The organism is Faecalibacterium prausnitzii, assembly GCF_003287495.1.
GTDB classification, from domain to species: Bacteria; Bacillota; Clostridia; order Oscillospirales; family Ruminococcaceae; genus Faecalibacterium; species Faecalibacterium prausnitzii_I.
The window spans coordinates 417,521-431,092 of sequence record NZ_PRLE01000001.1 but is presented as its reverse complement, the minus strand read 5'-3'; the positions used below and the strand labels follow the sequence as shown (position 1 = coordinate 431,092).

Genomic DNA, 13,572 nt, shown 5'->3' with positions numbered 1-13,572 from the left:
CGGTTGGCGTTTACAGCTTCTGCAAAGGGGTGTATAATATAAATTGTGTCTGTAAATGCCGCAGACGCAGTTTTGCACTGCTGTGAGAAGGGAACATTCGTTATGGAGCAAAATCAAGCTACCCCCCGCCGCGCTGCCCCGCAGCCGACCCGCCGCCAGCGCCGTATCCGCCGCCGTCTGCGGCTGGTGCGTAACTGGGTGCTTTTTCTGGGTGCCTGTGCCGGAGCCATGGTCCTGATGACCACGGGCATCCTCTGGCTGCTGCCCAAAGCCCACGCCCTCATTGCGGGGCCGGAGGTGTTTGAGGCCCAGCAGTATGACGGCAGTGCCTATACCCTCGACCTTGCGGACGGGCGGCTGGCGCTGGTAAACACGAACCTCCCCCTGACGGCGGAGCCCACTCCGGAGCTTGCCGTGGCGGACGATGCCACGGGCCAGCAGCTGGAAGCGGAAGCTGCTCAGCAGTACCGCACCATGGCCGAGGCTGCCCGGAACAGCGGCATTGCCCTGACGCTGGAAACCGGCTATCAGGACGCGGCTGCCCGGCAGGCTGCCTTTGATGCCGCAAAACAGGCGTACCTGGAAAAAGGCCTCTCGGAAGAGGAAGCCTCTGCCAAAGCGGCGCTGACCGTGCCCATGCCGGAGGCCAGCGAGTACGCCACCGGATACGCGGCGGATATTCTGGCGGCGGACAGCGCAGCGAAAGATGAGACGTTTGCCCAGAGCCGGGCCTATGAGTGGCTGACGGCTTATGCTGCCGAATATGGTTTCATCCTCCGCTGTCCGGAGGACCGGCAGGCGGCCACGGGCATGGCCTTTGCTCCCTGGCACTGGCGGTATGTAGGGGTGGAAAACGCCCTTGCCATCCGTGCCAGCGGCCTCTCGCTGGAAGAGTTTCTGGCCCTGGGCCAGCTCAGCGCGGCCAACGAGACCTGAAAAACCAAGCTATCACATCGAATGAGGAATATCAATTGAAACGAATGGAGATCGCGCCCGGGGTACACCTTTCTTGGGACCCGGCGCAAAAATTCAACCGCTGCCGCGTCAGCATCCATTTTGCCCTCCCGGCAAAGCGGGAGACCGCCACGGCTCATGCCCTGCTGCCGCTGGTGATGGAGCGCGGCTATGCCGACTGCCCGGATATGACCCAGCTGACCAAGAAGCTGGCCCGCCTCTACGGGGCGGACCTGACTGTGGATGCCCGCCCCATGGGCGCCAACCACAACCTCTGTGTCAGCGTGACGGGCATCAAAGACCAGTTTGCGCTGGAGGGGGAGCCCTTGACGCAGGAATACGCAGAGCTGGCCCTGGGGACCGCGTTCCACCCCTATTTTGTGGGGGAGACCTTTGACCCGGAAGCTGTGAAGATTGAAAAACAGATGCTCAAAAAGGCGCTGGAAGATGAAGTGAACGAGAAGCGCCTCTACTGCCAGCGGCAGGCCAACCGGGAGTTTTTTGGTGACAGCCCGGCGGGCGTCCGGCAGGAGGGCTATCTGGAAGAGGTGGAGGGCCTGACTGCCCGCCAGCTCACCGATGCTTACTACGAGATGCTGCGCGCGGCCAGCATCGAGCTGATCGTGCTGGGCTGCGGCGAGGCCCAGACCGAGGCGGTGAAAAACGCCCTGCTGGAAGAGCTGTCTCAGGTGGAGCGTGCCCCGGCGGCACTGGCGGAGAACATGGCCATGCCCCGGCGGGAGCCGCTTTACAAAACCGAGACGTTTGACACCACCCAGGCCAAGCTCTGTATGCTGTTCACGCTGGGCCAGCCCATGCAGCCCCGGCAGCTGGCAGCCGTCCGGCTGGCCATGGCCCTCTACGGCGGCAGCGTGACCAGCCGCCTGTTTTTGAATGTCCGGGAGCGGGATCACCTGTGCTATTACTGCTCGTCCTCGTTCCAGAGCTTTACGGGCAGTATGGCCGTGAACAGCGGCGTGGAGCATGCCGACGCGGCCCGGGCCGAAAAAGCTGTTTTGAAAGAGCTGGCCGACCTGTGCGACGGGCCCATTACGGACGAGGAACTGGAGGACTGCCGCCGCTCCCTCCTGAGCGGGATGACCGGGCTGGAAGATACCCTCGGCGGCATTGAGACCTGGTATTACATGGAAGTGCTGCGGGGCGGGCCCATCCAGAGCCCGGACGAAGCACGCGCGGCCCTTTGTGCCGTGACCAAAGAGGATGTCCGGGCCATCCTGCGGGCGCTGACCCTTTCGGTCAGCTACTGTCTGACACGAGAGGAGGGGAGCACCCATGCCTGAAAAACAGAGCGTTCTGGAGCAGACCGCTGCCGACCAGTGGAAAGTGCTGCCCTCGGGCCTGACGGTCATTGTGCGGCCCATGCCGGGCTACTCCGGCACCCATGTCATTTATGCCACCCGCTTTGGCTCCATTGACCGGGACTTCCGGCTGGACGACAAAGAGGTACACCTCCCGGCGGGCGTGGCCCATTTCCTGGAGCACAAGATGTTTGAGGACCAGGACGGGGACGCCTTTGCCAAGTTTGCCAAGACCGGTGCCAACGCCAACGCTTTCACGGCCTTTGACCGCACCTGCTATCTCTTTACGGCGACGGAACAGCTGGACGAGAGCCTGGACGTGCTGCTGGAAATGGTGGGCAAGCCCTACTTTACCCAGCAGACCATTGATAAGGAACAGGGCATCATCGGGCAGGAGATCAAGATGTACGACGACAGCGCGGACTGGCGGCTCATCACCGGCCTGTGCGAGTGCCTGTACCACAGTCACCCTATCCGCAGCGACATTGCGGGTACCTGTGAGAGCATTGCCACCATCACGCCCGAGATGCTGTACGACTGCTGCAAGGCGTTCTACGCCCCCAACAACATGGTGCTGGCGGCAGCCGGAAACACCACCATGGAGCAGATCCTGGCCGCCTGTGAGCGGAACGGCCTGATGGAGCCCCGCCCTGCAGAGCGGGTTCAGCGCCTGTGGCGGGACGAGCCCATGACGCTGGCGGCCAAAGAAAAGACCCTCCGGATGCCGGTGGCCAAGCCCTGCTTTGGCCTGGGCTTCAAGGAGGAGCCGCTGCCCTCCGGCGACCTGCGGAGCGAGATGCTGTATGATCTGATCCTCTGCTGCATCTGCGGCGGGATGTCCAAACTCTACCGCCGCCTTTACGACGAGGGGCTGACCAACCCCGGCTTTGGCGGCGAGGTGCTCCGGGTGGATGGCTGCTGCTGCATCCTCTTCACGGGCGAAAGTGACGCGCCGGATACCGTCCGGCAGCTGCTGCTGGACGAGATCGCCCGGGTGCGGGCCGAGGGCGTGGACCGTGAAATTTTCACCCTCTGCAAGAATGAAAAATACGGCCAGCTCATTGAGAATCTGGAAAACGTGGAGGACTCGGCCAGCCAGATGGCGGATTTTGCATTGGCAGGCCAGACCGTGGCCCAGCAGATCACCACGCTGGCGGGCCTGAAGGCGGAAGATGCCGATGCGGCTCTCCAGCAGATCCTCTGCGAAGAGCGGATGGCAACCATGTACATCCAGCCGGACGGCACCGCTGTCCTGCCGGAGGACGATGGGGAGGAGGAAGAAGCATGACAAGTTTAACGAATCTGGTACAATTCCCCGGGCTGGGGCTGGAATTCACGATCAACCGGGTGGCGTTCTCCATCGGAGGCATCCACATTTACTGGTACGGTGTCTGCATCGCGGTGGGCCTGTGTCTGGCGCTGGTGTTTGCGTTCCGGCACTGTCAGGAATTCGGCGTGGACCCGGACGCCATGGTGGATGTGATCCTTATCGGCGTGGTGCTGGGCATTGCCAGCGCCCGGGCTTATTACGTTGCCATGGCTCCCTTTGCGTATGAAAACATCTGGGAGATGCTTGCCATCCGGGACGGCGGCCTTGCCATCTACGGCGGCATCATCGGCGGCTTTTTGTTCGGCGGACTGGCCTGCAAATGGCGGGGCGTGCCCGTGCTGCCCATGTTTGACCTGACGGCCATGGGCTTCCTCATCGGGCAGGGCTGCGGCCGCTGGGGCAACTTCTTCAATCAGGAGGCTTTTGGCTGCAATACCACCCTGCCCTGGGGCATGTACAGCGAGGCCACCCGCAACTACCTCATGGGCAGCACGGTCACGGCCCAGAAAGGCGTTGTCATTGACCCGAACCTGCCCGTCCACCCCACGTTCCTCTATGAGAGCATCTGGTGCTTTGTGGGCTTTGCGCTGCTGTACTTCTACCTGAAAAAGCGGAAGTTCAACGGTGATATCACCCTGCGGTACCTCATCTGGTACGGTGCGGGCCGTTTCTGGATCGAGGCTCTCCGCACGGACAGCCTGATGCTGGTGCCCTCCATCGGCCTGCGGGTGTCCCAGCTCGTTGCCGGGCTGGCCGTAATCGTTGGTCTCACGCTGGAAATTTACCTGACCCGCAAGGATAAGGACAAACCGCTCATGGTGCCGCTGGCCCTGAACGCGGACAACCGCGCCAAGAAAAAGAAGCTGGACGGGCCGATCGCGTTCTTTGGCCCGGAAAGCAGCCTGCCCGCTTCCGCCTCCCGTGCGGAATTTTTGGAAAAGACCGCCGCGTGGAACAAAGAGGTGGGGGAGATCCTGGACGAGAACCTGGCCCGGCAGCAAAAGAACGGGTAAACAAAAAATATTTGCCCCAAAGCGCAAAAAAGCCCTTGCAATCCCGGCATTTTTTTGCTATACTATTCTAGCCGCTTGGTGTGGGCGCTTCAAATGGCCCCTGTGAGGGCCTGCCTTTACGACCAGCGAGTACAACGAAAAGGAATGAAACAAATGTACGCAATCATTGTTACCGGCGGTAAGCAGTACCGCGTGGAGCAGGGCGACATCGTCTACATTGAAAAGCTGGACGTTGAGGCCGACTCCGAAGTGAAGTTTGATCAGGTTCTCGCTATTGGCGAGGAGGGTTCTGTCAAGGTTGGCGCTCCCGTTGTTGAGGGCGCTTCCGTCTCTGCCAAGGTCATCAAGAATGGCAAGGGCAAGAAGCTGAACATCATCACCTATCGCGCAAAGAAGCACAGTGCTCGCCGCATGGGCCATCGTCAGCCTTTCACCAAGGTTGAGATCACTGCGATCAACGGCTAAGGAGGTAAATTACAATGGCACATAAAAAGGGCGTAGGCAGCACCAAGAACGGCCGCGATTCCGCAGCACAGCGTCTGGGCGCTAAGCGTGCAGATGGTCAGTTCGTTCTGGCCGGCAACATCCTGGTTCGTCAGCGTGGCACCCACATTATGCCGGGTGAGAACGTTGGCAAGGGCAGCGATGATACCCTGTTTGCTCTGGTTGACGGCACCGTCCGTTTCGAGCGCGTGGGCAAGAGCGGCAAGAAGTGCAGCGTGAAGCAGTAACTTCTTTCTAAAATCTGCAACCCATAGAGCCGGACCTTTAGGGCCCGGCTCTTTTTGATGAAGACGGCCTTTTCTGATTGGAACATAAAACCTCTCAGGCCGCGCTCTGGCGCGTCCAGCTCCCCTGATATGGGAGCTAAATCGAGGAGGAAAAGGCCTTTTTTGAGAACAGGAGGGGCTGTATGGCAGCACAAACCAACTTTATCGACATCGCCACCATCTGGCTCCATGCGGGCAAGGGCGGCGACGGCGCGGTCAGCTTCCATCGTGAAAAATTCGTGGCCGCGGGCGGCCCGGACGGCGGCGATGGCGGCCGCGGCGGTGATATCATCTTCGTCGTGGACGACCACCTCACCACCCTGATGGATTTCCGCTACAAGCGCAAATACACCGCCGATGAGGGCGGCAAGGGCGGGGCAAGCCTCTGCCACGGCAAAAATGCCGAGAACCTTATCATCAAGGTGCCTCTGGGCACTGTCATCAAGGACGCGGAGAGCGGCCTTGTGATCGCGGATCTGTCCGACCACACCCCGGTGACCATCGCCAGGGGCGGCCGCGGCGGCTATGGCAACGCGCATTTTGCAACGCCTACCCGCCAGATCCCCAAGTTTGCAAAGCCCGGTATGCCCGGCGAGGACATTCAGGTCACGCTGGAGCTGAAGCTGATCGCGGATGTGGGACTCATTGGTTTCCCCAACGTGGGCAAATCCACCCTCATCTCCACCATCAGCGCGGCCAAGCCCAAGATCGCGAACTATCACTTCACCACTCTGGTGCCCACGCTGGGCGTCGTCTCGGTGGGGGAGGGTGCCAGCTTTGTCTGCGCCGACATCCCCGGCCTGATCGAGGGTGCCAGTGAGGGTATCGGCCTGGGCCACGATTTCCTCCGCCATGTGGAGCGCTGCCGCCTGCTGCTGCATGTGGTGGATGTCTCCGGCAGCGAGTGCCGTGACCCCATCGAGGACTTTGAGAAGATCAACGAGGAGCTGGCAAAGTTCAGCCCCGCGCTGGCCGAGCGCCCGCAGATCGTGGTGGGCAACAAGTGCGACCTGGCCACCGAGGAGCAGATCGAGGACTTCCGCAAGTATGTGGAGGCCAAGGGCCTGACCTTTGTGCCCATCTCTGCCGCCACCATGCAGGGCGTGCGGGAGCTGCCGGGCCTGGTGTACAACCGCCTGAAAGACATCCCGGCCATCCCTGTCTTTGCGCCCGAGTACAAGAAACCCGAGCCCAAGGCCGGCGGCCGCGAGTTCTCCATCATGCGGATGGAGGCTCATGTGTGGAGCGTCAACGCGCCCTGGCTGGAGTATATCCTGGCCGGCAGCAATGTAGACGACTACGAGAGCCTGCAGTATTTCCAGCGCCAGCTGGACGAGAGCGGCATTCTGGCTGCTCTGGTGGAAAAGGGCGTGCAGGAGAACGACACCATCCTCATCGGCGATTATCAGTTCGATTATATTTTCTAAGAGGTTTTTATGCAGGAACCAGAAAAGATCGACCCCCGCGAGCTCAGCCCGCTGGCACTGGCCTTTGTGGGCGACAGCGTGCTGGAGCTGCTGGTGCGTCAGCGGCTGGTGGAACACCACCGGCTCTCGGCGGGCAGGCTGAACGCGGAAAAGGTCAAGTATGTCTCGGCCCGGGCGCAGTTCCGGGAGGAGCAGCTGCTGGAACCGCTCTTCACCGAGGACGAGCTGGCGGTCTTCAAGCGGGGCCGCAACGCCAGCAAGGCCAGCGTGGCCAAGCACGCCTCCCCGGAGGAGTACCGTGCTTCCACCGGCTTTGAGTGCCTGCTGGGCTGGCTCTACCTCAACGGCCAGCTGGCCCGGGTGCACGAGCTGTTTGAAACGCTCTGGCAGTCGTTTGACCCCAACGAGAAATAAGCAATGCGAAAGCCCGCTGCTTTCCGCACTGGAAAACAGTGCAGGGGAAAGCAGTGGGCTTTTTGCCGCGGAATGCTCAGGAATGCTTAGCGGCTGTTGCGGGCAGAGCTGCGGGTGCTGTTCTTGGCACCCTCGTCGTCGGCACCCTTGGTGTACTGGTTGGGGTGCTTGTGCTCGTTGGCGGCGCTGTTGGTGGTCCGGTTGGCCGTGCTGTTCTTGGCCTGGTCGTTGGTCTGGTTGGTCGTTTTGTTCTGGCTCTGATTCTTGCAGTTATTGCTGCGGTTTTCCATGGTTGGTTGCTCCTTTCCGATTCAAAAAAGAGGAAGCGGACTGGCCGCTGGCTCTGCCTCTAGTGTGGCCGGGCGGGGCGGCTTTATGCACCCGGCTTTGAAAAAACAAAAACATCAAAAGGAGGTCTGTGGGATGCCCACCGAATATTTTGAAGCCCGGGAGCGGGCCCTGCTGGGGCAGCGGTATGAGACGCTCTATGCCGCCCCCAGTGACAGCGCGGCCCGGGGTGTGACCGTCTCGGCCCTGCGCACCACGCCGGGGACGTTTGCAGCCAAAGCGGACATGGCGCTGGAACCCTCGCCGTTCTGCAAGGCGGCGTTCGTGGTGCGGGAAGAAACGTTCAAGCCCGGGCGGCACCCCTACCACCATGCGGGCGTGTTTTACTCGCAGGAGCCCTCGGCGGCGTCGGCGGCCCCGCTGCTGGGCGTGAAGCCCGGGATGCGGGTGCTGGACCTGTGCGCGGCTCCCGGCGGCAAGAGCAGCCAGCTGGCGGCGGCGCTGCAGGGGCAGGGGCTGCTTGTCAGCAATGAGTATGTGGCTGCCCGGGCCGACATCCTCAAGAGCAATCTGGAGCGGATGGGCGTGCCCAATGCGGTCATCCTGAACGAGGCCCCGGCCCGCATCGCGGAGGCTCTGCCGGAGTTTTTTGACCGGGTGCTGGTGGACGCCCCCTGCTCCGGCGAGGGAATGTTCCGCAAGGAGGCCGTGGCGGTCACCCAGCACAGCGAGGCGCTGGTGAAGCAGTGCGCCGAGCTGGGCGCGCAGATTTTGGACTGCGCGGCGGCGGTGCTGGCCCCCGGCGGGCAGCTGGTCTATTCCACCTGTACGTTCGCCCCGGAAGAGGATGAGGGCCAGGTGGCGGCCTTTTTGCAGCGCCACCCGGAATTCACGCTGGCGGACGCCCTGGGCAATGTGGACTACACCTTTGGCAGTGAGGGCGAGGCCAACCGCACCGGCGGCCTGCCGCTGGACGTGACCAAAGTGCGCCGTGTCTGGCCCTGCCAGGGCGGTGAGGGGCATTTCATGGCCCGGCTGGTCAAGGCGGGCACGCCCCGCGTCCTGCCGGCTCCCGGCGAGTACAGTCCCGAAGAACAGCTCTGGCTGGAGGCGGCCGCCCAGGCGGGCAAAAAGGCCGGCAAAGGCAAAGGAAAGCCCGCAAAGGGTTTTGACAAGGCCGATGCCCGCAGTGCCCGGAGGGAAGCTTCCCGCAGCTGCCACGAGGCCGTGCAGGGCCGGAATACCCGCACTCGGGACGCCGGGGCAGGGGAAGCCACCCCGGCCCAGAGTCTGGCAGCCTGGCAGGAGTTTGCGGCCCGGTACTTCCCGGCGCTGGCCCAGCGCCCGGCGGTGGTGCATGGCGGCGGGGTGCTGCTGCCTCTGCCGTTCCCCCAGACCACGCTCCATGTGCTGCGGGCAGGCGTGTTTGTGGGCAGCGTGCAGAAAGGCCGTTTTGTGCCGGAGCACCACCTCTTTACAGCGTTCGGCGCCCAGTGCACCAACCGGGAGGAGCTGACGCTGACCGACCCCCGCACCGTGGAATATCTCTCGGGCCGGGAGATCGAAGCCCGCGCCGCCGCCGACGGCTGGTGCTGCGTGACCGTGGATGGCTGGCCCCTGGGCGGCGGCAAAGTGTCCGGCGGGCGGGTGAAAAACCACTACCCCAAGGCGCTGCGCCTGTTGTAACGCTCTTTTTTGACAAAAACAGGCCGGATAAGGCTTGAACGCGTGCACTGATTGTGATAGAATTAAACAGTTAGATTTTGTGTGCTGCCACATGCGGGCGACCACAGCCCGTCTGCCCGCAGGCGGAGATCACTGAGAATATTTAGGAGGCTCTTTCCCATGTCTGGACATAGCAAATGGAACAATATTAAGCGCAAAAAGGAAAAGACCGACGGCGCAAAGGCAAAAGTCTTTACCAAGATCGGCCGTGAGATCAGCGTGGCTGTCCGTACCGGCGGCCCCAACCCCGCTTCCAACAGCAAGCTGGCGGACTTGATCTCCAAGGCAAAGCGCATGAGCGTGCCCAACGATAACATCCAGCGCATCATCAAGAAAGCCGAGGGCGGCGATAAGACCGAGTACGAGGCAATCACCTACGAGGGTTACGGCCCCGGCGGCGTGGCGGTCATGGTCGAGACCCTGACCGACAACCGCAACCGTACCGCTGCAGACCTGCGCCACTACTTTGATAAGAACGGCGGCAACCTGGGTGCTATGGGCTGCGTGGGCTTCCTGTTCAGCCAGAAAGGCGTCATCGACATCTCCCTCGAGGACAAGGATGCCGACGAGGCCATGATGGATGCTCTGGATGCCGGTGCTGAGGATTTCGATGCAGGCGAAGAGGCCGCAGAGATCACCACCGATCCCGAGAACTACTCCGCTGTCGTCAAGGCAATGGAGGAGAAAGGCTACGAGATCCTGAGCGATGATCTGGCCATGGTCCCCATGACCACCACCCGCCTGACTGACCCCGATCAGCTCAAGCTGATGGGTAAGCTGCTGGACGCCCTCGAGGACAACGACGATGTCCAGAACGTCTGGCACAGCCTGGAGAACGAAGAGGACCTGCCGGAATAAGTACGGCTTGTTCTCCCCTGAACCAAACAACAAAGCCCTGCGGCTCAACAACCGAGCCGCAGGGCTTTTCTCATGCTTGTTTTTGAGCGAAAGATTCCCACAGCCATTTTCCCAGCCAGCCACAGACGAGCCCCACCAGCACGCCGCCGAGGATATCGGTGGGGAAGTGGACGCAGAGGTAGAGGCGGGAAAAGGCGATGAAGACGCCCAGTACAAGAGTGGCACCGGCCAGCCGTTTCTTCCCGGCCAGCCAGAGGGCAGCCACGGCGGTAAAGGAGGCCGCCGTGTGCCCGGAGGGGAATGAGTAATCGCTGGGGTGGGGGATGAGGAGGGTTATCTCGGGCAACAGGTCACAGGGGCGGACACGGTGCACCAGCGGCTTGAGGATGAAGTTGCAGAGTACAAGGTCGCACACAAGGGCCAGCGCCAGAATGCACCCGGCCCGGCGGGTGCGGCGGAAGAGCAGCAGGATAGCCGCCAGCGTGATCCAGACAAACCCGGCATTGCCCAGCCGGGTGAAGAAGAGCATGACGACATCCCGGGCAGGAGTGTGCAGGCCTTGCAGGGCAGTGAGAAATTGCAGTTCAGCGTTCATAAAGGCTCCTTCTTCATGAGCTCTCTGTTTCTGGGGTGGACCGTCAGCTCCATCCCCTTTGTGGCATTGACAGAGCAGCAGGCACCCCCACCTTTTGGGAGTGCCTGCCGCTGCTTGTTTTTAAGACTTTAAGCGTTGTTTTTCTGGTGCTTATTGCGCATCTCATCGGTATACTGCTGGAAAGCCGTCAGGGTCTCGTCCTGATAGCCGTACCGGGCGCTCAGCTTGTTGTAAATCGTTTCCGCGGCCCGGTATCCGGTGCGGATGACGTTGAACAGCAGCATGGGCACAAAGGAGATGGAGAATGTCAGCAATCCGCTGCCCATGGAAAAATCACCAAAGTGGAGGTTGTCGGTAAAGGTGCTCCATGCGCTGCGCAGATCGCCTCCGCCGATGGTCTCGCACTGCTCCTCCTCAGAAAGACGCGCGTACGAAGCGGGAAAACAAAGGTGTTTCATCACAAAGAACTCCTTTCAACTCAAATTACACAGGACACGCTCAGGCCACAGCCAGCGTGTTGTTCGGAATGGCAGCAGCGGCAGCCTCTTTGGCAGCCTTGTCAGCTTTGGTCTGCTCATAGATGGCCTTGATATCCTGATAAATCGCAACGGCCGTGTTGATGATCTGCATGGTCTGTGCATAAACATAGAAAGCGGCAAAACTGCCGATCACAACCGTACCTGCCTTGCCAGCAGGAGTTTGACGGCCCCAGTAATGTTTGACTGAGCCTGTAATGGATAGGCCATCATCATGCATCTCTTTCATACCATTCCAAGCAGCATTAAAGGCACCCTGGCCCAGGGTCTTGATGGTATTCACAGCAAAGTTGATCGCAAAATTCAGCACAGCAGCTGTAGCATTACTGACTGTGATGGCACCGCCCTCAATATAGGTCATTTCCTCTTCGGAGAGAACCGTGTAGGATGCGGGCAACAACATCTGGTTCTGATATGTAAGTTCCATCATGGGAAAACTCCTTTCGCTCGTACGTCCGCACAGGGGCGGAGAATCACTTATCAGGATTATAGCATAACTGCGGAAAAACAACAAGAGAGCGCTGAAAGATAAATTTAGACGAATTTCAAGGACTTTGAACGGAAAAATTGGAAAAAGAAACGAAAAAACGAAAAATAGTGGAAAATGCTCTGCAAGAGGATGGTGAAAAAATGTTGTGTAAAATTTGCGCTGGATGCATTTTATAGCAGTTTGCGTTTTTAACGCACAAGCAACATCCGCAAACTGCATATCGCAAATATGCCGTTTTGATAGGCACTATTTATGAACATTGCGATAGAACAGAAAAACCGCCACTCCTGGCTCTGGGAACAGAGCAGGCAACGCGGCGGTTTTATGGGGAGAAAATGAAGAAAATAGCGTTTCGGAAATTTCCCGTCAGGCGGGAGCACGGTCGTAGAGCCGGGTCAGCTCTGCAATATGGCCGTCCAGGCCGTCAGGGAGGGGCTGGGCCAGCCGCCACTGCCAGTTGGCACCCTGGGTGCTGGGGGTGTTGATGCGGGCCTCCGCGCCCAGATGAAGCCAGTCTGCGAAAGGGATGATTGCCATATCCGAAGCACTGGCGAGGCAGGCGGAGATCATGGCCTCAGTGAGGGTGCCCGGCGTGCAGCGCAGATAACGGCAGGCGTAGGCCACATCCTCGGGGGCGGCAGTCTGCTGCCAGCCCTCGGTGGTGACGTTATCGTGCGTGCCGGTGTAGACCACGCTGTTGGCAGGGTAGGTGTAGGGCAGGTAGTTGCCCGGCTCCCGGCGGTCAAAGGCAAATTGCATGATCTTCATGCCCGGGTAGCCGCTGGCGGCCAGCATGGCTTTGACCTCCGGGGTCAGGTAGCCCAGGTCCTCGGCAATGATGCCGCCCTCGCCCAGACACTCGTGCATGGCCTGGATGAACGCACGGTCAGGGCCCTTTTCCCAGTGGCCGCCCGCTGCCGTTTTGTTCCCGGCGGGGATGGAGTAGTAGCTCTCAAAGCCGCGGAAGTGGTCGATGCGGACCACGTTGTAAATGGAGGTGGCGTGCTGCATCCGGCGCTTCCACCAGGCAAAGTCCGTGGCCTGATGCTTGGGCCAGTCGTAGAGCGGGTTGCCCCAGAGCTGGCCGTCGGCGGCAAAGGCGTCTGGCGGGCAGCCGGCCACCTGGGTCAGGTGGACCTGCCCATCGGTCTGGAAGAGCTCCGGGTGGGTCCACAGGTCGCTGGAATCCGGGCTGACATAGATGGGAATGTCACCCACCAGCTGAACGCCTTTTGCATTGGCATAGGCCTTGAGGGCGTTCCACTGGGTGTAGAAGAAGAACTGCACGGCCTTGTGATAATCCACCTGCTCCGCCAGCCGGGCCCGGGCGGCGGCCAGTGCTTCCGGCTGACGGGTGCGCAGAGCATCCGGCCAGTCGGCGAGGCCTGCCTGATGTTGCTCGGCCTTGATGGCCATGAACAGGGCGTAATCCTCCAGCCAGAAGTCCTGCCTGGTGCAGAACGTGTGGTAGGCCTCCGTGGGGGAGGCCAGCAGCCGGTCGGCGGCCTTTTTCAGCACCAGCGGGCGCTCGCGGTAGAGGGCACCATAATCAATGGCACCCACAGGCTGGGGGGCGGGCAGCTCGGCCTGGGTCAGGAGACCCTGCTCGACCAGCAGCCGGTAATCAATGAAATAGGGGTTGCCTGCGAAAGCGGAAAAGCTCTGGTAAGGGCTGTCTCCGTAGCCGGTCGGGCCAATGGGCAGGATCTGCCAATAGGTCTGCTTCGCTCCGGCCAGAAAATCCACAAACGCGAATGCTTCTTTGCCCAGTGTGCCAATGCCAAAGGGGCCTGGCAGGCTGAACACGGGCATCAGGATGCCGCATGCACGCATTTTGGAACCCTCCTTGTCGT

Annotated in this window: 15 protein-coding genes; 10 read left to right on the top strand and 5 right to left on the bottom strand. The window is 60.8% G+C overall.

Annotation, left to right across the window (positions count from 1 at the left end; all coding sequences use genetic code 11):
* The first annotated feature begins 102 nt into the window (after nt 1–102).
* The 8 genes from C4N22_RS02040 to C4N22_RS02005 all read left to right on the top strand — a co-directional run bounded on the left by C4N22_RS02040 (nt 103) and on the right by C4N22_RS02005 (nt 7,227).
* A complete protein-coding gene (locus tag C4N22_RS02040; RefSeq protein WP_112147814.1) occupies nt 103–936 on the top strand; it encodes a M15 family metallopeptidase in 834 nt (277 codons plus the stop codon).
* Nucleotides 937–980: 44 nt separating this feature from the next.
* A complete protein-coding gene (locus C4N22_RS02035) occupies nt 981–2,255 on the top strand; it encodes a M16 family metallopeptidase (protein ID WP_112114707.1) in 1,275 nt (424 codons plus the stop codon).
* Entirely contained in the window at nt 2,248–3,561 is a 1,314-nt protein-coding gene (gene yfmH, locus C4N22_RS02030) for an EF-P 5-aminopentanol modification-associated protein YfmH (protein WP_022256786.1), read from the top strand. The genes C4N22_RS02035 and yfmH overlap by 8 nt, the downstream gene beginning before the upstream one ends.
* A complete protein-coding gene (lgt, locus tag C4N22_RS02025) occupies nt 3,558–4,616 on the top strand; it encodes a prolipoprotein diacylglyceryl transferase (protein WP_112147813.1) in 1,059 nt (352 codons plus the stop codon). The genes yfmH and lgt overlap by 4 nt, the downstream gene beginning before the upstream one ends.
* Nucleotides 4,617–4,769: 153 nt before the next feature.
* Nucleotides 4,770–5,081, top strand: coding sequence for a 50S ribosomal protein L21 (rplU, locus tag C4N22_RS02020; RefSeq protein WP_015563947.1), 312 nt, complete (start codon nt 4,770–4,772; stop codon nt 5,079–5,081).
* Between the two features lie 14 nt (nt 5,082–5,095).
* Nucleotides 5,096–5,347 carry a 50S ribosomal protein L27 gene (gene rpmA, locus C4N22_RS02015; RefSeq protein WP_112114710.1) on the top strand — a complete coding sequence of 84 codons (252 nt, stop codon included), beginning with the start codon at nt 5,096–5,098 and terminating at the stop codon, nt 5,345–5,347.
* Between the two features lie 182 nt (nt 5,348–5,529).
* On the top strand, nt 5,530–6,813 hold the full coding sequence (obgE, locus tag C4N22_RS02010) for a GTPase ObgE (protein WP_022256462.1): 1,284 nt from the start codon (nt 5,530–5,532) through the stop codon (nt 6,811–6,813).
* A 9-nt stretch (nt 6,814–6,822) separates the two neighbouring features.
* Nucleotides 6,823–7,227 (top strand): Mini-ribonuclease 3, encoded by a 405-nt coding sequence (locus tag C4N22_RS02005; RefSeq protein ID WP_022256463.1) that lies wholly within the window; start codon nt 6,823–6,825, stop codon nt 7,225–7,227.
* 86 nt (nt 7,228–7,313) lie between these two features.
* Here the strand turns inward: C4N22_RS02005 and C4N22_RS02000 are convergent, their stop codons facing one another.
* Complete coding sequence (locus C4N22_RS02000) at nt 7,314–7,517, bottom strand: hypothetical protein (protein WP_112147812.1); 204 nt, start codon at nt 7,515–7,517, stop codon at nt 7,314–7,316.
* Between the two features lie 133 nt (nt 7,518–7,650).
* Between C4N22_RS02000 and C4N22_RS01995 the strand changes: the two genes are divergently transcribed.
* Both C4N22_RS01995 and C4N22_RS01990 read left to right on the top strand, forming a co-directional pair.
* Nucleotides 7,651–9,201 (top strand): RsmB/NOP family class I SAM-dependent RNA methyltransferase, encoded by a 1,551-nt coding sequence (locus tag C4N22_RS01995; RefSeq protein ID WP_112147811.1) that lies wholly within the window; start codon nt 7,651–7,653, stop codon nt 9,199–9,201.
* Between the two features lie 159 nt (nt 9,202–9,360).
* A complete protein-coding gene (locus C4N22_RS01990) occupies nt 9,361–10,098 on the top strand; it encodes a YebC/PmpR family DNA-binding transcriptional regulator (protein ID WP_022256466.1) in 738 nt (245 codons plus the stop codon).
* Nucleotides 10,099–10,168: 70 nt separating this feature from the next.
* Here the strand turns inward: C4N22_RS01990 and C4N22_RS01985 are convergent, their stop codons facing one another.
* From C4N22_RS01985 to malQ, 4 genes are all read right to left on the bottom strand, one after another.
* Entirely contained in the window at nt 10,169–10,693 is a 525-nt protein-coding gene (locus C4N22_RS01985) for a phosphatase PAP2 family protein (RefSeq protein WP_112147810.1), read from the bottom strand.
* A 128-nt stretch (nt 10,694–10,821) separates the two neighbouring features.
* Nucleotides 10,822–11,151, bottom strand: a complete 330-nt coding sequence (locus C4N22_RS01980) for a hypothetical protein (protein WP_022256468.1) — start codon at nt 11,149–11,151, stop codon at nt 10,822–10,824.
* A gap of 40 nt (nt 11,152–11,191) precedes the next feature.
* The gene (locus C4N22_RS01975) at nt 11,192–11,659 is read right to left on the bottom strand and encodes a hypothetical protein (protein ID WP_112147809.1); all 468 of its coding nucleotides are present in this window, start codon (nt 11,657–11,659) and stop codon (nt 11,192–11,194) included.
* A 426-nt stretch (nt 11,660–12,085) separates the two neighbouring features.
* On the bottom strand, nt 12,086–13,552 hold the full coding sequence (gene malQ, locus C4N22_RS01970) for a 4-alpha-glucanotransferase (protein ID WP_112147808.1): 1,467 nt from the start codon (nt 13,550–13,552) through the stop codon (nt 12,086–12,088).
* Between the last annotated feature and the right edge of the window lie 20 nt (nt 13,553–13,572).

What these genes read in the sequence shown, in the direction of transcription:
- C4N22_RS02040 (WP_112147814.1), top strand. Translation starts at nt 103, where the DNA reads ATGGAGCAAAATCAAGCTACCCCCCGCCGCGCTGCCCCGCAGCCGACC.
- C4N22_RS02035 (WP_112114707.1), top strand. Translation starts at nt 981, where the DNA reads ATGGAGATCGCGCCCGGGGTACACCTTTCTTGGGACCCGGCGCAAAAA.
- yfmH (WP_022256786.1), top strand. Translation starts at nt 2,248, where the DNA reads ATGCCTGAAAAACAGAGCGTTCTGGAGCAGACCGCTGCCGACCAGTGG.
- lgt (WP_112147813.1), top strand. Translation starts at nt 3,558, where the DNA reads ATGACAAGTTTAACGAATCTGGTACAATTCCCCGGGCTGGGGCTGGAA.
- rplU (WP_015563947.1), top strand. Translation starts at nt 4,770, where the DNA reads ATGTACGCAATCATTGTTACCGGCGGTAAGCAGTACCGCGTGGAGCAG.
- rpmA (WP_112114710.1), top strand. Translation starts at nt 5,096, where the DNA reads ATGGCACATAAAAAGGGCGTAGGCAGCACCAAGAACGGCCGCGATTCC.
- obgE (WP_022256462.1), top strand. Translation starts at nt 5,530, where the DNA reads ATGGCAGCACAAACCAACTTTATCGACATCGCCACCATCTGGCTCCAT.
- C4N22_RS02005 (WP_022256463.1), top strand. Translation starts at nt 6,823, where the DNA reads ATGCAGGAACCAGAAAAGATCGACCCCCGCGAGCTCAGCCCGCTGGCA.
- C4N22_RS02000 (WP_112147812.1), bottom strand. Translation starts at nt 7,517, where the DNA reads ATGGAAAACCGCAGCAATAACTGCAAGAATCAGAGCCAGAACAAAACG.
- C4N22_RS01995 (WP_112147811.1), top strand. Translation starts at nt 7,651, where the DNA reads ATGCCCACCGAATATTTTGAAGCCCGGGAGCGGGCCCTGCTGGGGCAG.
- C4N22_RS01990 (WP_022256466.1), top strand. Translation starts at nt 9,361, where the DNA reads ATGTCTGGACATAGCAAATGGAACAATATTAAGCGCAAAAAGGAAAAG.
- C4N22_RS01985 (WP_112147810.1), bottom strand. Translation starts at nt 10,693, where the DNA reads ATGAACGCTGAACTGCAATTTCTCACTGCCCTGCAAGGCCTGCACACT.
- C4N22_RS01980 (WP_022256468.1), bottom strand. Translation starts at nt 11,151, where the DNA reads ATGAAACACCTTTGTTTTCCCGCTTCGTACGCGCGTCTTTCTGAGGAG.
- C4N22_RS01975 (WP_112147809.1), bottom strand. Translation starts at nt 11,659, where the DNA reads ATGATGGAACTTACATATCAGAACCAGATGTTGTTGCCCGCATCCTAC.
- malQ (WP_112147808.1), bottom strand. Translation starts at nt 13,552, where the DNA reads ATGCGTGCATGCGGCATCCTGATGCCCGTGTTCAGCCTGCCAGGCCCC.